The sequence below is a fragment of the Robertmurraya sp. FSL W8-0741 genome (assembly GCF_038004005.1).
GTDB classification, from domain to species: domain Bacteria; phylum Bacillota; class Bacilli; order Bacillales; family Cytobacillaceae; genus Robertmurraya; species Robertmurraya siralis.
Genome location: NZ_JBBOQG010000001.1, coordinates 915224 through 936830 on the forward strand (window position 1 = coordinate 915224; position 21607 = coordinate 936830).

The 21607-nt window shown below is 36.0% G+C and carries 19 protein-coding genes; 12 read left to right on the forward strand and 7 right to left on the reverse strand.

Annotated features, from left to right (window positions below; all coding sequences use genetic code 11):
* Positions 1-29: 29 nt before the first annotated feature.
* Positions 30-1148, reverse strand: coding sequence for an acyltransferase (locus tag NST02_RS04370; RefSeq protein ID WP_340948160.1), 1119 nt, complete (start codon positions 1146-1148; stop codon positions 30-32).
* Positions 1149-1728: 580 nt separating this feature from the next.
* Between NST02_RS04370 and NST02_RS04375 the strand changes: the two genes are divergently transcribed.
* The 5 genes from NST02_RS04375 (at position 1729) to NST02_RS04395 (ending at position 7830) form a co-directional block, all read left to right on the forward strand.
* A complete protein-coding gene (locus NST02_RS04375; protein ID WP_340948161.1) occupies positions 1729-2055 on the forward strand; it encodes a hypothetical protein in 327 nt (108 codons plus the stop codon).
* 374 nt (positions 2056-2429) lie between these two features.
* A complete protein-coding gene (locus NST02_RS04380) occupies positions 2430-3260 on the forward strand; it encodes a PRD domain-containing protein (RefSeq protein ID WP_095314700.1) in 831 nt (276 codons plus the stop codon).
* A 103-nt stretch (positions 3261-3363) separates the two neighbouring features.
* The gene (locus tag NST02_RS04385) at positions 3364-4779 is read left to right on the forward strand and encodes a PTS transporter subunit EIIC (protein WP_340948162.1); all 1416 of its coding nucleotides are present in this window, start codon (positions 3364-3366) and stop codon (positions 4777-4779) included.
* Between the two features lie 11 nt (positions 4780-4790).
* A complete protein-coding gene (locus NST02_RS04390; protein WP_095314702.1) occupies positions 4791-5291 on the forward strand; it encodes a PTS sugar transporter subunit IIA in 501 nt (166 codons plus the stop codon).
* Positions 5292-7077: 1786 nt separating this feature from the next.
* Positions 7078-7830: a ChbG/HpnK family deacetylase gene (locus NST02_RS04395; protein WP_095310577.1), complete on the forward strand. Its 753-nt coding sequence runs from the start codon at positions 7078-7080 to the stop codon at positions 7828-7830.
* Positions 7831-8335: 505 nt separating this feature from the next.
* On the opposite strand, the gene NST02_RS04400 is transcribed toward NST02_RS04395, so the two are convergent.
* Positions 8336-9046, reverse strand: coding sequence for a DNA alkylation repair protein (locus NST02_RS04400; RefSeq protein WP_095310575.1), 711 nt, complete (start codon positions 9044-9046; stop codon positions 8336-8338).
* 258 nt (positions 9047-9304) lie between these two features.
* Between NST02_RS04400 and NST02_RS04405 the strand changes: the two genes are divergently transcribed.
* The 4 genes from NST02_RS04405 to NST02_RS04420 are packed head-to-tail and all read left to right on the forward strand — an operon-like array spanning position 9305 to position 14387.
* Entirely contained in the window at positions 9305-10546 is a 1242-nt protein-coding gene (locus NST02_RS04405) for a sigma-70 family RNA polymerase sigma factor (protein ID WP_137744495.1), read from the forward strand.
* Between the two features lie 46 nt (positions 10547-10592).
* Positions 10593-12956, forward strand: a complete 2364-nt coding sequence (locus tag NST02_RS04410; RefSeq protein ID WP_340948168.1) for a molybdopterin-containing oxidoreductase family protein — start codon at positions 10593-10595, stop codon at positions 12954-12956.
* 4 nt (positions 12957-12960) lie between these two features.
* On the forward strand, positions 12961-13503 hold the full coding sequence (locus tag NST02_RS04415) for a 4Fe-4S dicluster domain-containing protein (RefSeq protein WP_095310569.1): 543 nt from the start codon (positions 12961-12963) through the stop codon (positions 13501-13503).
* Positions 13504-13523: 20 nt separating this feature from the next.
* On the forward strand, positions 13524-14387 hold the full coding sequence (locus NST02_RS04420; protein ID WP_095310568.1) for a dimethyl sulfoxide reductase anchor subunit family protein: 864 nt from the start codon (positions 13524-13526) through the stop codon (positions 14385-14387).
* Positions 14388-14878: 491 nt separating this feature from the next.
* Here NST02_RS04420 and NST02_RS04425 read toward each other — a convergent pair whose 3' ends face one another.
* Positions 14879-15133 (reverse strand): His/Gly/Thr/Pro-type tRNA ligase C-terminal domain-containing protein, encoded by a 255-nt coding sequence (locus NST02_RS04425; protein WP_340948171.1) that lies wholly within the window; start codon positions 15131-15133, stop codon positions 14879-14881.
* A 199-nt stretch (positions 15134-15332) separates the two neighbouring features.
* Positions 15333-15728 carry an aminoacyl--tRNA ligase-related protein gene (locus NST02_RS04430; protein WP_309145453.1) on the reverse strand — a complete coding sequence of 132 codons (396 nt, stop codon included), beginning with the start codon at positions 15726-15728 and terminating at the stop codon, positions 15333-15335.
* Between the two features lie 141 nt (positions 15729-15869).
* Between NST02_RS04430 and NST02_RS04435 the strand changes: the two genes are divergently transcribed.
* Together NST02_RS04435 and NST02_RS04440 are read left to right on the forward strand one after the other, a co-directional pair.
* Positions 15870-16562: an aspartate/glutamate racemase family protein gene (locus tag NST02_RS04435; RefSeq protein ID WP_275791984.1), complete on the forward strand. Its 693-nt coding sequence runs from the start codon at positions 15870-15872 to the stop codon at positions 16560-16562.
* A gap of 90 nt (positions 16563-16652) precedes the next feature.
* On the forward strand, positions 16653-17285 hold the full coding sequence (locus NST02_RS04440) for an HAD-IA family hydrolase (protein ID WP_275791985.1): 633 nt from the start codon (positions 16653-16655) through the stop codon (positions 17283-17285).
* A 365-nt stretch (positions 17286-17650) separates the two neighbouring features.
* On the opposite strand, the gene NST02_RS04445 is transcribed toward NST02_RS04440, so the two are convergent.
* A complete protein-coding gene (locus NST02_RS04445; RefSeq protein ID WP_137744490.1) occupies positions 17651-18955 on the reverse strand; it encodes an MFS transporter in 1305 nt (434 codons plus the stop codon).
* Between the two features lie 18 nt (positions 18956-18973).
* A complete protein-coding gene (locus NST02_RS04450) occupies positions 18974-19399 on the reverse strand; it encodes a MarR family winged helix-turn-helix transcriptional regulator (RefSeq protein WP_137744489.1) in 426 nt (141 codons plus the stop codon).
* 457 nt (positions 19400-19856) lie between these two features.
* On the opposite strand from NST02_RS04450, the gene NST02_RS04455 reads away from it, so the two are divergent.
* Positions 19857-20534 carry an N-acetylmuramoyl-L-alanine amidase family protein gene (locus NST02_RS04455; protein ID WP_235879550.1) on the forward strand — a complete coding sequence of 226 codons (678 nt, stop codon included), beginning with the start codon at positions 19857-19859 and terminating at the stop codon, positions 20532-20534.
* Positions 20535-20777: 243 nt separating this feature from the next.
* On the opposite strand, the gene NST02_RS04460 is transcribed toward NST02_RS04455, so the two are convergent.
* The gene (locus NST02_RS04460) at positions 20778-21593 is read right to left on the reverse strand and encodes an immunoglobulin-like domain-containing protein (protein ID WP_137744487.1); all 816 of its coding nucleotides are present in this window, start codon (positions 21591-21593) and stop codon (positions 20778-20780) included.
* Positions 21594-21607: the final 14 nt, after the last annotated feature.

Genomic DNA, 21607 nt, shown 5'->3' on the forward strand with positions numbered 1-21607 from the left:
AAGGGCTAAATTAGAAGAGGACAGCGTTTCTAAGCTGATTCGCTTATTCCTTCTTGATGCTTTACTTTCCAAAATGGCTTTTGTTTATTAGGAAGCTTTCCAAACAAGAAGTTTGCAAACGGAACGTATGAATGAACAAACCAAATAATCAAATAACAGAAAAAGATAGTAATGATATATTGTAAAGGAACCATGATATGAAATGACAAACCTGTTCCCCTAGTAGGAAGGAAATTCATGACTTGGTATAACACAAGTGGGTGAAGCAAGTAAAAACCAAATGAATATGATGCAACATTTTTAACCCTTTTTGTCGTAGTTTCATTGAATATAGCACTAAGCTTTTCAAACAAATAAAAGAAAAAGAAACTTCCTCCCACAATAAAACCGATAGACAATAACTTGTAAAAGCTTTCGGGAATTTCAATTCGTTCATTAAACATATTTTGATATCGTATCAATACAACTGGAATACTTGTGAATAAAAATAAAGCTGTCAAAATCCATAATTTGTTATTTTTAAGATTGGCCTTAATTTCATCGTAATGAAGACCAATCCAGCCTCCAAGCAAAAATGCGCCTAAAGAATTCACGAAACGGACATTATCCCAGCCATAATTTACTCTCATCATAAAGAAAAAGAACTCTAGGATAATTCCAATCACCCAAAGATATTTCTTTAGCAGATTTGACTTCTTTACAATCATGATGATGAAAGGGAGCAGTAAATAAAATTGAACGACTAAGTAAATAAAATGCAATTGATACTTGCTGCCGCCGGTTAGAATGCGCTCCCATATATCACCAATATTAAAAATTCTTGTTCCTAAATACAATTGCTCCATCTCGTATATAAGTGACCAAACAATATAAGGGATCAATATAAATATAAAACGCTTTTTCCCATACAGATAAAGTTCTTTTGGAGTAAATGGCTTATTTCTGTAGGCATAGAAAAAAACAATACCTACTAACATAATAAAAATCCCAGCTTCAACACGAACGATATTATTAAAAAAATGATAAAACTGATGTTGAAAAGAGTTCACAGCAAATAAATGTCTATATTGAGCAGTTGTATGAATAAGAACTACTGAAAGCATAGCGAATACTCTAAGATAGTAAACTGATAAAATCTCTTTTTTCAATTTTATCATCTCCTATCCACTTCATTTTTAATAGACCTTAATCTTATCAAGTATCATTATACTATAAAAAAGCCTCTAAATGTTAATATATGTAAATAGTCCTAATTTCTAAGATGTGGTGAAGTTACGCATTTGAACGGATAGGCGCTCAGCAGCTGCTAAAACCAGGCGGCTTTTTCAACTATAAAGGGGGCAGTCTAGTTTAAGAAGGATTCTATCACCTTTTATTATTAGATGGGAGAGAAGCACTATGCCCACTATTAGCAATAAAGGTGTTATAAGAAAAATATTCTGAAACTCGAGTGTTATTCGATAAAAATTGTTAATGATGGGTGTTTTCAGGAACTAATGGGGCGCTCTATTTTGTTGCAGGCTTAGGGGTATCTACCGTGAAAAAAGATTGAATTTATACAATGGGTGATAGTATGAGCGAGTTACGTTGATCCAAAAAAGGGATATACCCTTTTTTGTTTCTTGTCCTTGAAAATAATCAAGCAAGATTGATTTATACATTACATTAAGTATATACGAATCTTTTACTTAGTATGATTCGTATAATTATTTTATTAAGCGGGGTGTCATGATGGAGGCCAAAATCCAAACGTCTCAGAGTGCTGAAGTTACATATAATAAAGAAGTTAGAATGCAAAAACTCCTGAATATATTCGGTATATTCATTTTCGGTGGATTGGCATTGACTAATTTGACAAATCCGCTTCCTTCAAGTGATTACACGAAGGAGATTTTGTTTTTTATTGGTGGAAGTGCGCTTATTTATTACATCACAGTTAATATCTTTTTCTTGGGGAATTTAGGTAGAAAGGTTGCCTTTATTATTCTCATTCTTTTAAGCTGTTTTAGCCTTTTTATGGCTGTTTATCTTGCGGTAAATTCAATGCCGCACTAACAGTATTTTATTGGGAAACTATGCTGCTTTAAACAAAAAATACTGACTATCTTTCCTTCGAACAGTTATTGTTTCTATAGCAGCATCCAATTTTTAGTTTGAACCTAGAAATCGAGAATCATTCAAAACTATTATTTACACTTCCATATGTTTCTGCTATCCTTAATAATTAGAAAATTCCATTATTTAAGTGAATAAAAGTATTGCTAAGCAAAATGCATTATGCTATTATAGCCGTAAGCGTTAACAGAATGGTTGCGTTTTAAAGGATTGTTACTCTTAGAGATTGTTGCTCTTTGAGGCATTACCTATCTTTATTTGGTATGCTTCAAAGGGCTTTTTGTATTGATAATAATCTATATGGGAGTTAAGCGATGAAGGCAATTAAAAAAATTAATAACAACGTAGCAATCTGTACAGACAACAATAATAAAGAACTAATTGCTTTTGGTAGGGGAATTGGTTTTCCGCCAATGCCATATGAAATAAAGGATTTAAGTTCGATTTCTATGACATTTTATCGGATTGATAATAGATTTTATAATCTGATGGAGGAAATTCCAGAAAATATCTTTGAGGTAACGGCACTAATTGTTGATAAAGCTCGGAAGACACTCTCATCGCCTCTCAATCCAAATCTGTTAATTGGGTTAGCGGATCATATAAATTTCGCCATTATTCGTTTGAAAAAGTATAAAAAAATGCAAATGCTGTTTTCTTATGATGTTGAGCAGTTATATCCGATTGAAACGAATCTTGGCAGATATGCTGTAGAATTGGTCAAAAAAAGGCTAGGCGCCATACTACCCGAAAGTGAAGTTACGAATATTGCGATGCATTTTGTCAATGCGCAAGAAGAAAAGGAACCTGTAACAGAGGGTCCAGATACAGAGGCATTAATTTCCGAAGTTGCAGACAAGATTGAAGGCTTTTTCTCGATAAACATAGATAGAGCGAGCTTTAATTATAATAGATTTGCTATGCATATGAGGTATTATTTAAAAAGAATTAAAGAAGAAACACAATTTATGAATGACAATTCCGTAATTTTGCAAGTAATGAAAGAAAACAATGAAAAGGTGTATGATTGTGCTTTTATGATAGGTAATTTTATTGATGAAAAGCTGGAATCAAAAACAACAGATGACGAGATTTTGTATTTAATGATGCATATCAATCGGATTATAAAGAATACCAAAATATAAATAGTAGGGATTGTTACTCGTTAGGGAGGCATCACCCAAAGTTAGGTTGAGATCCAACTCATCCTGGCTTTGGGTTTTTTTATTTTATATAGGAGGAAAAAAGATGACTAAAAAAGAACAGTTTCAAAAAGTAGCAGAAGATGTGCTAAAAGCAATTGGAGGAAAAGACAATGTCAGCCACGTAACCCACTGTATGACAAGGCTCCGTTTTAATCTGAAGGATGAGAGTTTACCTGACGAGGAGGAAGTTAAAAAAATTCAAGGTGTTATTGGAGTCATGAAGACAGGTGGCCAATTTCAAGTGATTATTGGGCAAACGGTAGATAAAGTATACCAGAGCTTAGTAGAAGTGGGCGGATTTGAGAACAACGCTAAAAATAATAATGTTGAACTGGCGAAGAAAAAGATCACACTGAAGAGCATCGGAAGTGGAATTCTCGACGGGTTGGCAGGTTCTCTTACCCCACTCATACCGCTGCTGCTTGCGGCGTCGATGTTTAAATTTTTAATTGCATTGCTTGGTCCAAGTATGCTGGGGCTTATTAGTGATCAAAGCGATATATATATATTACTTGATTTTGTTGGGGATGCTGGATTCTACTTCTTCCCAATTGCTGTTGCTTATACGGCTGCAAAAAAATTCGGTGCCACTCCGGTACTTGCTATTTTCTTAGGAGGAATACTGCTACATCCAACATTGATGTCAATGGCAACTGAGGGGAATGAGTTTTCAGTTTTCGGAATCCCTACAAGTGTTCAAAGCTATTCATCGACTGTTCTCCCAAGCATTATGTCTGTATGGGTAATGAGTTATGTTGAAAGATTTTTTAATAGACATTTACCAAGTATTTTAAAAACGATTTTTGCACCTAGCTTAACCATTATTGTAATGCTACCTATTTCTCTAACCGTGTTGGGTCCTGCAGGTTCTTTTCTTGGTCATTATTTTTCAGACGGAATTTTAGGGCTTTCTGATGTAGGTGGTTTCTTAGCTATCGCTATTATCGGCGCGATTTGGCAGTTCTTAGTGTTGAGTGGAATGCATTTAGTTATGATATCTATGCTGATCCTTGTATTCACTAACAGTGGTCAAGAAGCGTTAGTTTCACCTGGTGCGACGGCAGCAAGCTTTGCTGTAGCTGGTATGGCAATTGGCGCTGCGCTGCGTATCCGCAATAAGGAGCAACGTGGATTAAGTTTTGGGTATGTTGTTGCAAACTTGGTTGGTGGTGTTACAGAGCCTGCGATGTATGGTGTTGGAATTCGTTATAAACGACCATTACTTGGTATGATTGCCGGAGGTTTTGCTGGTGGGTTTTATGCTGGACTCTTTGGTGTTACGGCTTATGCCATGATTCCAGTTGCGAATTTCCTTAATATATTAGGCTATGTTGGTGGTTCAACTGCCAATCTTGTTCATGCAGTTATATCCGTTCTTATTTCAATTGTCGTTGCTGCGGTTGTCACTTACTTCTTTGGCTTCAAAAAAGATGATCCTCTTATCCAAAAACAACAATAAGGGTGGTAAACATGAGCATATTCAAAAAATTTATTGATAAAATTCAGGATGAAAAGAAAGAAAATGGTGATATTTTCGCCCCAATGGATGGTATGGTTATTTCCCTAAAAGAAATAGAGGATGGCGTATTTTCAGAAGGAATGCTTGGAAAAGGATGTGGGATGAAACCATCGTTAGGTGAAGTATATGCACCATTCGACGGGGAAGTCATGTTAATCACACCTACAAAACATGCGATTGCTCTTAAAAACAAAGAAGGGATAGAACTGTTAATTCATGTGGGAATAGATACGGTTAAAATGAATGGAAAAGGATTCCAACCGTTAGTCAAAGAAGGAGAAAGAGTAAGATGCGGGCAGCCGATCATGACATTCTCTATCTCTGAAATTGAAGAAGCTGGTTATGCAACCACAACTGCCATTATTGTAACAAACTCTGAAAAATTTCCTAATGAATTTGTTTTAATAAAAGGTAAGAGAAAAAGGCAAGAGAACATCATGCATATTTCTTAAATATACTTAGAGTTATTGATAAATAAAAGGTAGTGTCAAAGTTCTATGAAAACTACTTAGATGTTTAGGTTCTCTCCCATTTATTAGGTGGAAAGGTCACGCAATCGATCTTGACCAACATGCCAATGGTTTGTGTGTGGAGTAACAAGGGTGAAGAGGACAGAAAGAAGGTATACCAAATCGCCCTTGGCTATTTTCATTTTAAACCATTGGTAAGTTCAGTTTGTCAAGAGTTCGCTCCGCCGATTGCTGAACAGCTCTAAAACTCAAGGGCTCTGCTAAACAAAATGTGAGGCAAACCTCTGTTGGGTAATCCATTGTTAAGCGAACTCAATGAGTTTTGTCCATCGGGCTGGCATCGTTGGCAGCCCTGATAACTCTGGATGATTTCCCTTCTAGGGATGCATGAGGACGTAGAAAGCAAAAATAATGAAAGTGTGTCCCTCATAGAGAGTTCATAAGGACAAAGAAAGCAAAAACAATGCAAAGTGTGTCCTCATAGAGTGTTCATGAGGACAAAGAAGGCTGAAAAAAAGCAAAGCGTGTCCTCATAAAGGGTTCATGAGGACAAAGAAGGCTGAAAAAAAGCAAAGTGTGTCCTCATAGAGGGTTCATGAGGACAAAGAAAGCTGAAAAAAGCAAAGTGTGTCCCCATAGAGGGCTCATGAGGACAAAGAACGTTAAAAAAAAGCAAAGTGTGTCCTCATAAAGGGTCCATGGGGACAAAGAAAGCTAAAAATAAACAAAGCGTGTCCTCATAAAGGGTTCATGGGGACAAAGAAAGCTAAACCAAAGCAAAGTGTGTCCTCATAGAGGGTCCATGAGGACAAAGAAGGCCAAAAAAAAGCAAAGTGTGTCCTCATAAAAGGTTCATGAGGACAAAGAAAGCTGAAAAAAAGCAAAGCGTGTCCTCATGGAGGGTTCATAAGGACAAAGAACGTTAAAAAAAGCAAAGTGTGTCCTCATTCGGTGATCAAAATATTAGAAGGAAATTTATTTTTACCCCTGACGGCGCCAAAGTAATTGTGATTTAGCTTTCGATGAGAGATGCTATTGGTCAAAATGGGAATATTCCAGTTAAAAGCTTGCGGGTCTTTTTAAAACTGTTTTTTCTCCTTTGAGGACAGGGCATTTAACTTCCTTTGAATAGTAAGAACAGGCATTATTTTAAATATGTGAAAATCTTCTCGCTCCTTGATCTTATCAAGCGTTTTGGCACAGTGAGGGCATTTTAAAATAGCCACTTTAGAAAAAAAACGGTTCTTATCGCTGAAAAGACAGGCACACACATACATTGAAATGGTCTTTGGCTCCATTATTGGCATATTAGTAATCAGATGGAGCACCACACTGTGGGTAGATCATCGATTTTGAGACTTTTATTTTTGCGTTTCTATGTCTTCGAACTGGTTTCAAAGGTTTGCTCCGCGAGAAGTCAAGTTTTTCGGGGGACGACAGTGACGGGAAGTTCATCCACCTGAAGCTTTCAAAAAGATTTAGTTATGGGCGTTTCTACGAGTTTATCGAACATACTCTTCCCCACAAGAAGAGGAAGCAATGTTCGAACGATTTGTTCTTGATAGTTTATAAAAGTTAATAGATAGATTATATTTGAGGGTACAACTTGTCACTTCCATCCTAAGATTTTTGGGTGTGTGGTAACCTCAATAATCCTTAGAATTCAGGGGGTGGCAATTTTTTTGCTTACAAAGCCATCTAACTAGGTCATTTATAACCTATTTTTTATAAAAGTTTTGACAATACGAAAAAAAGGAGGAGCAAAAAAATGAAAAAATTATTAGTACGAGCTGATGACTTAGGCTATTCTGAGGGTGTCAATTATGGTATTGCCAAAAGTGTAAAAGAGGGCATTATTGGAAGTGTTGGGGTGATGATGAACATGCCTGCAGTTTCTCATGGACTTATGTTATTAAAAGATACGGATGTCTGTCTTGGACAACATACCAATATTTCCGTGGGCAAACCTCTGACAGATCCTTCGCTGATACCAAGTATTACGAATGAGAAGGGAGAATTTAAGTCATCAAAGGAATATCGTCAGGCAAAAGTAGATTTTGTCGTGTTGGATGAAGTGATCCTTGAGATTGAAGCTCAATATAAAAGGTATATTGAGCTTATGGGAGAGAAGCCACATTATATTGATGGGCATGCAATTGCCAGTGATAATTTCTTTAAAGGATTGGAGATTGTTGCGCAAAAATATGGACTAAAGTATTCTCCTTTTTCCATGGAAGGGGAGGTGGAAATCAACCATAAACAAGTTCGCATTAATATGGAAACGATAGCGCCGGATATGGATTATAACCCATTTGAGTCATTAAAGAAAACGGTTGAACAGGCAGATAAGGGAGGATACTGTATGTTTGTCTGTCACCCTGGATACTTAGATGGCTTTATTTTAAGAAATTCCTCGCTTACTTTGCCAAGACCAATGGAAGTGGATATGTTGTGCGACCCACGAACACGAAAATGGCTTGAAGAATTAAATGTAGAACTGATCACTTATGATGATCTGTAAAAAATTTGTAGGTATTCTGAAGCATCCTTGAAAAAAGGAGCGTAGATTTCCTACAACCTATAGGGGTTGTTCCAAAGGTATTGCCGCTTTTCAAGAAATTCACTTTCCTCAATTTTTTTTGAGGCGGTGCAAAGTCTAACTTTTGGGACACTCCTTAACACTCTAATTTTTATTTCCCATTTGCAAAATTCTTATAAAAGGAGAAACTGTTCATCCGCATCTCATTTCACTAAACGGTCAGTTTATCACCGGAGCAATAAAAATTTAAGTTTATTATTAATTTATACCTCTATAACCATGTTGGTGAGGGTCGCTTTGAAAAATCGATACTGATAACGAGTGTTATTTCGATGGCTTAATTTTTTCTGAGTTCCAGTTTGAGGTTTTTCTTGGTTAATTGAGTTAGAGGTCAGTTCTGCAGATTTCATAGAAAGAAGTTTCTCTGTTGTTTAGCAAAGACCTTTTTAATAGGAATACTCATTTAATCATTCACTCAAGCATAGCATTAACTGTTTCTAAAATTTAAATAGTAATCTCTTGTACTCTTATCCAACTTTTCAATGGCGTATCTTAAGGTAATTCTAGGCATAGTGCTGGCGTGTTTGTTCAAGAAAGATTTCAGCTTATCCTCATCTTTTTTACCAGCTTCCCGAATCAAACTTCCAACAGCCTTGTTGATTAATTCCTCCGAATCTTTTACTAGTATCTCAGCAATTGCAAAGGTATCCTCCGTGTTACCAGTCTTGATAAAGCTTAGCGTACTTACTATCGCTGTTCTTCTTTCCCAAATATTAAGTGATCTTGCCATTTTATAGAGAGCATCTTTCGGTTTATCAAGCAAATAGGAGCCGATAACAGAAGGAGCTGCACGATCGACGAAATCCCAATTGTTGATTCGGTCGTGTCTTCGCATATAAAGCTCATACAATGCCTGTTTATGCTCTTCGGATTGTTTCTTGGCTTTTGCTTGAAAATCCATAATGCTTACTGCTCCCATTCTTACTTCGTAATAATTACTTTCTAGAAGCTGTTCGATTTCTATTAAAGGCATATCTATGAATTGTTTTGCAGTTTGGAACACGGTGCGCATTTTCAGACCAAAACATTTCGTACTTTCCTCCGAATCTTTAAAAAATTTTTTCATTTTTTCTATATCTGCTTCATTTTGATGTTGCTTTAATTCCTGAATAAAACGTTCGGCGGTATGACTTGTCATTGGCAAAAACCTCTTTTCATTTTTTATTTTCTATTGACCCTTTGATATTATCATACAGATTCATAAAATCTCCTTCAAATCTAGTGCGTATAGGGAAAAATAATTAATTTTCCCCGTCGGTTAAAATAAAGAATTCATAATTTTTTCTTTTTCTTTTATCATTATTGTGAAATGATTCACGAACAAGCTAAGCTTATGTCAAAAGTGTTTTAGAATATGGGTAAATCGATCGATTGGACCCCATGGGAAGTGTAAAACATGAGCAAAGTAGCTACTTTTTATCAATATTACTATAAAGATATATTTAATTATGTTTATAACTTATTAAATGATATCGATGCAGCTCAAGAAATTGTTCAAGAAACTTTTACTTGTCTTTGTGAGAATATTGACATGGATGCTTCAATTGACCAGAAGAAAGTAAAAGTTTGGGCATTAGAGAAAGCTCATTATTTATCGATCAAATATTTACAGAAAGTGGATGATGTGCTTTTAAATAGTATAAAGGTGACTTCAAATATTTGGAGTAGGGAGATTTTAGAGGAAAAGATCCAGACAAAAGCGCTTAGAGAATTCCTCCGAAGTATGCTGCAAGAAATTAAAATTGAGCATCAAAAAGCTATATGTTTAGTAGATCTCCAAGGATTGAGCTACAAAGAGAGCGCTTACCTGTTAGATATCACAGAAGAGGCATTTGGCTCCCTTTTAAAAAGAGCGAGGCAAGCTTTCATCAGGAAAATCTTAAAGGAGTTTAATCCAGATCTCTTAAAACTTCCCTTATCATTATATGAACAAAGAATGCTACTCACTTGGTTCGATATTTTAGATTATCCAAACAATATTGAGAAGGAAATTTCAACGAAAGTTCAAGGCTTTTTCAATGGATTTCACCAAAGCTTTGAAGACTTCAGGAGAGAAACATATCCAAGAAATTTAAATCAATATTTATTGTCATTAGTTCAATTAAATAAGAGCTCCATTGTAGCAGATTTTGGTGCTGGGACAGGAAGTTTAATAAAAGATGTTAGTCCTTTAGTTTCAGAGGTTTTCGCAATCGATCATTCGATTGAAATGCTCAAAACAGTAACAAATTTACAAAAAAATTATGGTCTCAGTAATGTAAAAACAATTTCTGCTGATGTAAGTATGGATCTATCTTTTATGAAAGGATCAGTTGATGTTGGTTTTTCCTGCATGCTCATCCATCATATTTTTAATCCGTTAAAGGCAATCAAACAGATGACCAAAACTTTAGTCGCAGGTGGAGAGTTAGTTATCGCTGATCTTACTTTTACAAATAAAAATTGGCGTTTTAAGGAAAGTCATGATTTTTGGACAGGATTTAAAGCAGAGCAGCTTCAGAAATGGCTGGAAGAAGCTGAACTTGAAATTATTAAATTGTCCGAAAATGACAACTATCATTTTTGTTTCAACGATTTGAAGGTAAAAGGAAAATATGTGAAAGTGCCGTTATTGATTGCACATTGTAGAAAAAAATAAGTTACTGTTGCTTTCAAGATTTTTAGACTCTGAGGGAGGGAGTTTCATGAAAGAAGAAATGAGGAAAAGCCAAGCTGAAATGTTGAACAAAAGAATAAAAAGGCGTTCTTTCTTAAAGGCTGCTGGAACAATCGGAGGAGCAGCCATTGTTGGAAGCGGGGGCATAGCTATTAAAGATGCGATAAAGTCGCCATCAGAGGTACTTGCTAGCGAACCGGTTAAGTATGAAGTTTTTCGATCAACTTGTTCAATGGAGTGCTTGCATTGCAATCTGACGGCTTTTATAAAAGATGGGAAAATTGTTAAAGTTGAGGCTAGTAAAGATTTTAATGTGACAGGTTGCCTTCGTGGAATGAGCCGTACGCAATGGGTGAATAATGAAAGCCGGATTAAAATGCCGATGTTAAGAACGGGGAAAAAAGGTTCAGGTGAATTCAAAGAAATCTCTTGGAACGAGGCACTAGATTTAATTGAGGAAAATATAAGAAAAACAATCAAGGAAATTGGAAATAAAGGAATATTATTGGAAAGTGCATCTGGTAATATGGACTCGATTGCAAACAGTATGGCTGGAGCACTTTTCACTCATCTTGGTGGAGCTACGCGCCCTGCAGGTTCCTTATGCTGCTCAGCAGTAACAGCAGCGATGAACCCAATTGTGGGATTTCGTTACGTTGACACTAGAGATACTATTCGAGATAGCCAATATATTATTTGTTGGGGTAATAACCCGGCTGTTACAATGCAGGCTTATTTCAAGGAATATGAAGAGGCTATGAAAAATGGAGCTCGATTAATCGTTATTGATCCAAGATTTAGTGAAACGGCTGCAAGGGCAGATGAGTGGATTCCGATCATGCCTGGTACAGATACTGCTCTTGCATTAGGAATGTTAAATATTATTATCAACGAAGATTTAATAGATCGATCATTTTTGATGAATCATACGGGGGCTGTTTATTTAGTTGACCAAAATGGGAAACTTGTTCGAGAAAATCAAGAAGATCCTGATTCCTATGTTGTTTATGATATGAAACAAAAAATGCTTGTACGTCATAATAAGAAAAATATCGCCCCGGCGCTAAGTGTAGACGAAGTTTCCATTCCAAACGGATATAGAACCGTATATGACTTAATTAAGGAAGAGGCAAAAGAATGGACTGTAGAAGCAACAGCAAAGGAAACGGATGTTCCGAAAAAAACTATTCTTCGTTTGGCCCGTGAATATGCGAAAAATAAACCATCGATGATTATTCAAAATATGTCTGGTGCCCAAAGAACTGAATTTGGAACTTATGTATCTGCCAGCCAATTCTATTTAGCGATTTTGACTGGGAATATTGGAAAACCGGGAGCAGGCGTTTGTGATGCAGGTGGTGTAACCCAATTTGTAAATATTAATCCACCGGTTCCTTCAGCAGAAGTAACAGAAGAAGTGGCTAACATTCCGGTTGCTAAACTTGGAGAGTCTATCGTTAATGGAGACCCAACGGAAATTGGATTTTGGTATATTATGACCACGAGTCCGATGACCCAGGTACCGAATACCAATATGGTAAGAAAAGCACTAGAGAAAGTTCCATTCGTTGTGGTGGCAGATAGTTTAATGACTTCAACCGCGTTATATGCTGATTTAATTTTGCCTGTAACGACCGTTTTTGAATATACAAGTTTAATGGCAGGCACTCGTAGCCACTATATTCAATTGAAGGAAAAGGCGGTTGAACCACCAGGTGAAGCAAAACCGGATTACTGGATTCTTACTGAAATTGCTAAAAGATTTGGAGTCGGAGAATTATTTGATAAGCCGATAGAAGAACATATTAAAGCATGTTTAGAAGGAACGGGAGTAACACTTGAACAATTAAAACAAGGTCCAGTTAAACCAGTATCAACACCTTATGTACCGTTTAAAGATGGTCAATTCAAAACATCAACTGGGAAAGCACATTTATTTGTAGAAGATTGGGCAGATATGGATCATAGTCCAATAGTTAAATATTATTGCTCAAAAGAAAGCATTAAAAATAAGTCCAATAAATTATTGGAGAAGTATCCAATAATGGCTATACAATACAAAATGCCGCGCAGTATCCATTCAAGTTTTAGCACACTGGAATGGCTTAATGAAGTTCATCAAAGTGAACCAGAGGTACTTATTCATCCAAAAGATGCGCAAAAGCGAAATATCAATGATGGGGACAAAGTCGTTGTATTTAATGATAGAGGTGAGCATCACGCAAAAGCAATCGTAACCACTCATATAAAGGAACATATTATTGGCTTGCAAAATGGTTGGTGGGAACAACAAGGCGGCAGCAGTAGTTATGTTACAAATGATACGGTAGAGGCGCTAGGTACAGGCACATCAATTAATAATACACTTGTTGATGTGAGAAAGGAGGGTTAAATAAATGGGTCAATACGGATTTGTGATTAATATAAATGATTGTTATGGGTGCAAAACTTGTTCTGTTGCGTGTAAATCAGAAAACTTAACAGCCAAAGGTATTACATGGAGAAAAGTAAGAGAGTTTAGAGTGGAAAATCCGAATCGAATGGATTTCATTTCGATGTCATGTAACCATTGTGACGATCCTCAGTGTATGAAAGTATGTCCTGTTTCAGCGTACACGAAGAGAGACGACGGGATTGTGCTACAAGATCATGAAAAATGTCTTGGATGCCGCTCCTGTGTAATGGCGTGCCCTTATTCAGCACCTCAATACGATCCAGTTGAACAAAAGGTAAGTAAATGCGATATGTGTGTTGAGCGAATTGATCAAGGTTTAATACCTAGATGTGTAGAATCCTGTCCAGCCCAAATCATTAAATTTGGTGAAATAAACGAGTTACGGGCTGAATATGGAAATGATATTGAAGTGGTTGAAAGCATGTACAATATGCCTAGTCATAAAATAAGTCAACCTAATGTGGTCATTATTGCTGCTAATTGAGAAGAAAAGGAGGCCTTAAGATGGGAGAATATGAATTTCCATTAGTTATCTTTACTGTGTTTAGTCAGTGGGCAGTAGGTATTATTATGGCACTTGTTTTATTAGAATGGCTGAACCCAAAATTTATGAATACAATTGGGAAACAAATATTAAATAAAACTGTATATATTGCGCTCGTCATTTCTGTCATTGGGGCAGTATCGTCCATGTTTCATTTAAACAATCCTTTTAAAAGTTATTCAAGTTTATTAGGCACAGGTCATTCTTGGCTCAGCCGTGAAATCATTGCCGTTATTTTGTTTAACCTATGCTTACTTGTATTTACTTATATTTGGTGGAAAAGAGTCGAGCAGGATAAAATACGTAAAGCTGTCGGCACATTAACTGCCTTGCTGGGGCTTGTTTTGGTCTTAGCTTCTGCCACCGTTTATTTTTCAATGCAACTCCATCCAGCATGGAACAACTGGACAACGTTTGCAAACTTTCTCTTAACAGGATTTCTGCTTGGGGCATTAACAGTATCCTACTTCTCTCTGAAAGCCAATACTAAGGAGAACGAAGGAAATGTCATGAAAATATTAGGCATGTATCTTGTATTTATCATAGCTGCTTTATTAGTGACTATTAGTAGTTCAGTCATGATGGCAAATGGTGCTGTAGAAAGTCAGGTGGCTGCAACTAATTCAATTACATCTATTCTATTTTGGGTTCGAGTATTAGGCAGCTTAATGGTACCGGCTACCCTCGTTATTTATATGATTGTTGGGAAAAAAGTAGTTCCAATCAAATATGTCCTTGCTGTTACAGGCTTTGTATTAATTGGTGAATTATCAGGGAGGATGATTTTCTATTCTTCCATTATGAGTCAATATCCATGGTTCTAAGTAGAAGGATTATTCGAGCAAATATGCAATTATAGAAACGAGAATGCAAAGTGTTAATCGGTTTCTTAAGAAACTTTCTTTTAAATGAAGAAAAAAAGAGTAGCTAAGGGAAGAGACTTCAGAGATATAATTTTATTTAAATAAGGGAAAAAATAGATAGCTAAAACCTCGCCAAATGTTTGGTGAGGTTTTAGTCTTTAGAGTATTTATCTAAGCTTTGTTAAACCATATTGTTGATAATTCATTTCGCGTGAAACCTTGGTTTCACAAGCCTTTCAGTTATGCCGAAAGGAAGAGTAAATGAGCTGGAAATCAACATATATCAAAGCCTTTAAAAGAGGAACGAATATAGATCATTTTTTGAAATCCCGTTTGTTTCATGTGCTCATCTGCTGTATTTTTTCAATTACTACTAAAGGTTGAATTCCACATTCATGGCATTTTAAAGAAGAGATTTGATACGAAATAAAAGCAGAGTTTGAAATGCAAACTCAGTTATTTTCGTTTATTTCATTCATGAATGGCTGGATAATTTCTTGTATACTCATCACAACAATATTTCCTTCTTTTCGTTTTCTTATAGCCAATGAATGGCTCTCTATTTCTTTATCTCCGATAATTAGCATATAGGGAATCTTTTGTGTTTCTGCTTCTCTAATTTTCAATCCTATCTTTTCAGATCTGTCATCGATTTCCACATGAACTCCTGTTGCTTGTAACTGTAATTTTCCTTTATTTGCGTACATTACATGTGAGTCCGCTATAGGTATTATTTTTGCTGAATAGGTGACAGCTAGTGAGGAAAATCCCCTGCATTAATGTTCATTTAAAATGGAGATAAAACGTTCTACCGACCAGAAGAGGACTCTATGAATCATAACTGGTTGTTGAAGTTTGTTATCTTCAATTCTATAACTGCAGTTAAATGTTTCAGGCATTTGAAATCTAATTGAATAGTGCCGCATTTCCAGCTTCTTCCGTGTGAATCCAATATATGAAAGTCGATCTTTTAACCATAAAAAGCACCGTCCCCTGGATAAGTTGATAATTTATTCCTTTGTCCTTTAAAACAGATTCCAGGGCTAATTCGGTTTTATCCCAGATTTCCTCAGAACCCATATGTTCTTCCGGTCTTGTAGAAAGTTCTATCTTATAGTCAAAACCAAAGTAAGAATAGAACTCCTCAATTAGTACATGAATCTTCTCAATTTCTGATTCAATTTGGTTGAAACGAACAAATAAATGTGCGCCGTCTTGAGTAAAGGAACGAACTCTTAACAGTCCGTTAAGAGAACCGTAAAGTTCGTGTCTATGGACTAATCCGAGTTCTGCAAAGCGGATAGGCTATTCTCGATAAATTCTTCGCCTGCTATTATAAATTAATATAGCGCCAGGGCAATTCATGGTTCTAATTGTGATGAAATCGATTCTATGAAGCTTTTATAGTATAATTGGCTTTAAATACCAAATGGAGGAATGGTTGTGAAGACGATTGGACTAATTGGTGGAATGAGTTGGGAATCTTCAGTTGAATATTACCGAAATATTAATGAAGAAATGAAACATAGATTAGGTGGTTTACACTCAGCAAAATGCTTACTATATAGTGTTGATTTTGAAGAAATCGAGCATTTTCAATCAACGGGTGAATGGGAAAAGGCGGGAAAATTATTAGGTGATGTTGCTCATTTATTAGAAAAAGGCGGAGCAGACTTTATCATTATTTGTACAAATACGATGCATAAAGTAATTCCATATATTGAAAAAAACATTAATATTCCGATCATACATATTGCCGATGCAACAGCAAATCAAATTAAAAAAAATAATATTCGTAAAGTTGGATTATTAGGTACTAAATACACGATGGAGCAAGATTTTTATAAATCCCGAATTGAAGCGAATGGCATTCATGTTTTAATTCCGAATCAAAATGAACGAGAAAATATAAACCATATAATTTATGATGAGTTGTGTTTAGGAACGATAACTACCTCCTCTAGAGAATATTATCAAAAAGTCATCGAAAGTTTAGCTGATAGAGGTGCAGAAGGAATTATTCTAGGTTGTACTGAAATTGGATTGCTCGTGAACCAACATGACTCGGAAGTTCCTATATTTGATACAACGATTATCCACGCTATTGAAGCAGTAAATAAGGCTTTAGAAGAATAAGATTGAACCTTTGGGTTGCAGTGGATTGAACGATGCAAAGATACAAGGGCAATCAGCAATAGGAACGGAATTAATAAGGGGGAAGTTATCATGTACAAGCATATCATTTGGGATTTCGATGGGACTCTTTTTGATACATACCCGGTAATGGCAAACATCTTTAATGAAGTATTAAAAGAGCATGATATGGAAGAGCCATTAGGGGAAATTGTAAAACAAATGAAAATATCTGTTTTATCCGCCTTCAAATACTATGAGAAGAAATATCATATTGACCGAGATTTTGTAACGATATATCAGAAAAGAAAGAAAGAGGCTGAACTAGCATTATCTCGTCCATTTGATGGAATTGAGGAGATTTGTAAATACATCCATGAAACAGGTCGAAAAAATTATTTATTTACCCATCGAGGTGAATCTTCAATTAAATTACTTAAAAAGTATCATTTAGATCAGTATTTTTCTGACTTTATTACATCGAAACAGGGATTTGAAAGAAAACCAAGTCCTGATGCCATTCATTACCTACTTGCTAAATATAATATGTTGCACTCAGAATCTATGATGATAGGCGATAGAGACATAGATTTATTATCTGCAAGAAACGCAGGTATAAGTGCTTGTTATTTTACCGAGAGTAATCATGAAAGTGATTTTGCAGATTACACAATCAATCGCTTTCAACAGTTATACTCAATTTTGTCATCGGATGAGAACAATTGAACTAATCACTACTTAACCATTGTCAGTTGTTGGAAGCGGGGGATTCCGGAGGGCCAGAGCGTACTTGTTAGCGTATTTCTTTACCAACAGCGTTTGCTCTTTTTGACCAAGTTCCCCCTGTAGATTTCTACGATTCTATATTTTTGTAAGCCAAACCTAAGCTTCGGCTAGAATATTTTTTCTGCTGAAAATGATAAAAAAGAAGGAGCAAGCGCAGCTTATTCCTGCTAATGGAAAAATGGTCGTTAAATATATTGGGTAAATACAAATACATGGAGAATCGTTTTAGTCTGGGATTTCTGATTCATTATAATTGCTGCCTATATATAGATAATGAGAATTTACTTTTGCACTTCAATTAGTATTCAACTGGTTATTTGATTTGTTGATAAATTCGGCTCCCTTTTTACCTTTTCAGGTTCAGGAAGCATGACGCACATTAGCGCTGCTCCGATTAACAAAATGATTGCCGAATAAAAAGCCATATTATAATTGCCAGTGATATTAAAGAGTAATCCTGGCAAATAAGCTCCTAGCGCTGAGCCAAGTTGATGGCTGAAGAATAACCAGCCTAACATTAACCCTAACAACTGTCGATTAAAAAACTGCGTTGCCAGCATTTGCGTAGGGGCTACAGTTGCAAAATCCACGACACCAAAAGAGATAGCGAAGATGATTAATAAGGACGGGTTATTAACGAAAAATGTTAAAAATTCCAGATTACTAATAAATATGGCCAATAGAATGAGAGTAAGTGTTCTACCAATATATAAATATGTAAGGAATTTTCTGTTACTCCATTTATCCGCAATGACACCAGATATCAATGTTCCAATAATATTGAAGGCAGCTAAAAGACTGACTGCTGTACCTATTTCAGTAGGTGTAAAACCACATAACTGAGCAAATGGGATAAGGTGAGTATCCATTAACCCTGTAGTTGTATATCCACATATAAAAAATGGGAGAAGCAGGAACCAAAAATGGCGTTTCTTTAGAATGGGCCAAAATGATGGTTTTGATTTTTCCAGAGAATGTTGATCTTCTTTTTCTTCATCGAAATGATTTCCGCCAATTGGTTTTAAATTCTTGTCTGCCGGTTTATTTCGTAAAAATAGCAAGCCGATTGGAAATACGAAGAGCATTAAGAATACTCCTAATGAAATCACTGTCATTTGCCAATCATACATCGATATTAAGAAAAGTGAAGCAGGGACAAGAATGAGCTGTCCAGCGCCAAATCCAGCCTCCATGATTCCAAAGGCAAGTCCGCGCTTCTTTGTAAACCAATTCGTAACCGCAACTGAGGCAGCGACATTAGAGGCCCCACCAACACCAAGAGAGACAATAATTCCGTAAAGGATGAATAATTGCCAAGGAGAGGTTGCCCAATTGCAAAGAAAGATGCTAATTCCTACAAGCAGCGTGCTGAAGGATAAAATAACGCGAACACCAAAGCGATCAACAAGCTTTCCGATTAAAGGTTGTGATAGTCCATATACAATAAAGCTAAGTGTTGAGATAAGAGAAATCGTCCCTCGATCCATATTAAAATCCTTTTCCCAAGGTTCAATAAAAGCACCAAAGGATAAACGAATTCCCTGCACAGCTAGTATCGTTAAGAATGTAATAAATAATATGACCCAAGCATAATGAAACTTGAACTTCATGGATGTCTCCTTCCAGATTTAATTTTCCTGGTTCAATCCCAGCTTTGTCAGCATTTTTTTGAAAACTTTTATTTCTTCCTCATCAAATCCCTCTATTACCGAATGATTCACTTCATCCATCGTATTATTTAGAGGAGTTTCCAGTTCTTTTCCTTTTTCCGTTAAATATATTAAGTTTATCCGTCTATCTTTCGGATCATGGCGCCGCTCGATCAGTCCATTTTGCACTAGCCGATCTAATATGGGGGTTATTGTTGAGCCATCCAAATGAAGTCGTTTGGCAATGTCAATGCTTTTTTGGCCCTCCTTCTCCCATAGTAAATGCAATATGGTAAATTGTACGGGCGTAATTCCAAAGTTGCTTAACCGTTCTTTTCCTTTTTGCGATACTTTGTGAAAAGTTTTCCCTAACAAAAAACAAAAGCAATCTTCAATTTTTTCCACTTGTCGAGACCTCCCAATAAAAGAATTTTCTTAATTATAATAGTAGCACACAAATTATTGGTGCACCAATAATTTGTGCAAAAGTTATTGGGCAATTTTTAAAATCATGCTCTGCTTTAAAGCGAAGTTTTTTTATCAAAATAGATTAACGTTTATCTATCTCTCATTGAATCGTCATTTTACTAAAAAAACGGTTTTTCGTGTGAAGTCTTGGTCTCGCACGTCTTTTAGTTTAGAAAAGTCTTTTGATTCCATGGAAAGAAAAGCTGCACCGGCATATAACAAAAGTTAGAAAAAGCCAAGTACATCTTTGCATCTCTGTGTTATTCTTTTAAAAAGTATCCAAAATGCTCATGGTGGAAGGGCAAAGCAATTCGAGCGTGAAATATTATTATGAATATGGGTTATATCGTGTAAGAAGAAGCAGATCAAGTTAATATGAAGAAGATGACGTTTTATGAGTCTAGGCAATGTCAGTGAAGAACTAAAATGGAAAGAAGGCAGAAATATGAAGAAAATCGTGTGGCTTTTTGGACTATTATTGTTTATCGTAATAGGCTCAGCTTGTAGCGACGATCGTTTAAAGGTGGTTATTGACCCAGGTCATGGAGGAGTAGATGCAGGGGCAACAGGTGTTAGCGGGAAATATGAAAAAGATTTTACTTTAAGTCTTTCGAAAAAAGTGGAGCAATTGTTGAAAAAGGAATCTGATATAAAAGTTTTGATGACACGAAGTGATGATACTTTCATTTCACAGGAAAGTCGGCAAAGACCGAAATACGCTAATGAGGTAAAGGCAGATCTATTTATATCTATTCATGGAAACACTTTTTCAGATTCTTCCGTATCGGGAACCGAGACATTTTATTATCATAAAAATTCTCAATCTTTTTCTGAGATTATGCAGAAACATGTGGTGGAGGCGACTGGTTTCAGAGATAGAGGAGCAATGAAAAGGGATCTATTTGTTGTTAAGGAAACGGAAATGCCGGCTGCGTTACTCGAAATAGGTTATTTAACAAACCAGGAGGATGAGGCCAAAATGTGGACGGACGACTTTCAAAATCGTGTTGCTGCTTCGATAGTTGCAGGAATTAAAGAATATCAAGAGAATCTGGAAAAAACAGAGGAATAGTTTATTTTCTCCATTTATTGAAGAAAGACTCAGAAAAAATGGCTAAAATCGCTGTAGGCAGAAATCTGCTCACCATTTTAGCCATTCGTCTTTTAAATTTTGCAAAGCCTATGTGGATAATCTTCACGAATCAACAGTTAATATTGACATAAAAAAGCCATTGAAGATAGCCGAATTCCTCTTTAGAAATTTTTCTGAAATGAATCGGATGCCGGAAAATCGTTTGTCTGCGGAAACATGTATTCATTCCACTGTAAAGGAAACTGAAATTTTTTCGTTTTCATCCAATTCCTTAATGACACGATAGGTTCCCTTTTCCAATTCATCCAGCTTGACATCTTGGGAGAAAGATTCGTTTTTCCTGATTATAACACCAATGTCAGGAACCATTTGTTCGAATTTGTATGGTTCCCATCCTTCTCCATTCCACTTTTCTAATATGATTCCATAGCCTGTACCTATCTCAACGGTACCCAAATTTTTCAAGGTTACGATCATCGTATCGCCTTGGGAATATATGCTTTTATCCAAATCAATTCTTGCATTTAGTTCATCGTAAGGAACGAAAAGACGATGGTACTCACGTTTGCGAACTTCATTATCTTTGTTTATGGCAATCTGTTCAATATAATAAGCAACATTTTCCTCGTCTGGAATTTGTATGGTAAAGAGAGGATCATCTCGATGTACAGTTTCCTCTAAAATGGTTTCAAACGCTCTCTCCTCATCGTTGAACTTTAGAAATCTCACTTCATATCTGCCACTACGGGACAAAGTATTCGGATTAATTTCAAACTTTTCCCTAGGACGATAGAGGCGGTGAATTGTTTGCTGAAAGGATTTTGGATCACGATCACCAAAAAAGGCTGAATCTAGCAAGTCTAAGTACGATTTACTTGTGTACTGAATCGCTGTATTTAATTTCGTTTTGTCGACGGCTTTTAACTGTTGCGGGATCTCATTATGAATGTTTTCACCTTTAACGTCAGGCTTGGTGATTTCGTCCGAACTGCATCCAGTTAATAATAAAAACAGCAAAAATAGATAGATGTTTTTCATTTTGTTTTTCCCTC

What these genes read in the sequence shown, in the direction of transcription:
- NST02_RS04385 (WP_340948162.1), top strand. Translation starts at nt 3,364, where the DNA reads ATGACTAAAAAAGAACAGTTTCAAAAAGTAGCAGAAGATGTGCTAAAA.
- NST02_RS04400 (WP_095310575.1), bottom strand. Translation starts at nt 9,046, where the DNA reads ATGACAAGTCATACCGCCGAACGTTTTATTCAGGAATTAAAGCAACAT.
- NST02_RS04415 (WP_095310569.1), top strand. Translation starts at nt 12,961, where the DNA reads ATGGGTCAATACGGATTTGTGATTAATATAAATGATTGTTATGGGTGC.
- NST02_RS04395 (WP_095310577.1), top strand. Translation starts at nt 7,078, where the DNA reads ATGAAAAAATTATTAGTACGAGCTGATGACTTAGGCTATTCTGAGGGT.
- NST02_RS04410 (WP_340948168.1), top strand. Translation starts at nt 10,593, where the DNA reads ATGAAAGAAGAAATGAGGAAAAGCCAAGCTGAAATGTTGAACAAAAGA.
- NST02_RS04375 (WP_340948161.1), top strand. Translation starts at nt 1,729, where the DNA reads ATGATGGAGGCCAAAATCCAAACGTCTCAGAGTGCTGAAGTTACATAT.
- NST02_RS04420 (WP_095310568.1), top strand. Translation starts at nt 13,524, where the DNA reads ATGGGAGAATATGAATTTCCATTAGTTATCTTTACTGTGTTTAGTCAG.
- NST02_RS04440 (WP_275791985.1), top strand. Translation starts at nt 16,653, where the DNA reads ATGTACAAGCATATCATTTGGGATTTCGATGGGACTCTTTTTGATACA.
- NST02_RS04380 (WP_095314700.1), top strand. Translation starts at nt 2,430, where the DNA reads ATGAAGGCAATTAAAAAAATTAATAACAACGTAGCAATCTGTACAGAC.
- NST02_RS04460 (WP_137744487.1), bottom strand. Translation starts at nt 21,593, where the DNA reads ATGAAAAACATCTATCTATTTTTGCTGTTTTTATTATTAACTGGATGC.
- NST02_RS04455 (WP_235879550.1), top strand. Translation starts at nt 19,857, where the DNA reads ATGAGTCTAGGCAATGTCAGTGAAGAACTAAAATGGAAAGAAGGCAGA.
- NST02_RS04390 (WP_095314702.1), top strand. Translation starts at nt 4,791, where the DNA reads ATGAGCATATTCAAAAAATTTATTGATAAAATTCAGGATGAAAAGAAA.
- NST02_RS04445 (WP_137744490.1), bottom strand. Translation starts at nt 18,955, where the DNA reads ATGAAGTTCAAGTTTCATTATGCTTGGGTCATATTATTTATTACATTC.
- NST02_RS04405 (WP_137744495.1), top strand. Translation starts at nt 9,305, where the DNA reads ATGAGCAAAGTAGCTACTTTTTATCAATATTACTATAAAGATATATTT.
- NST02_RS04425 (WP_340948171.1), bottom strand. Translation starts at nt 15,133, where the DNA reads ATGTACGCAAATAAAGGAAAATTACAGTTACAAGCAACAGGAGTTCAT.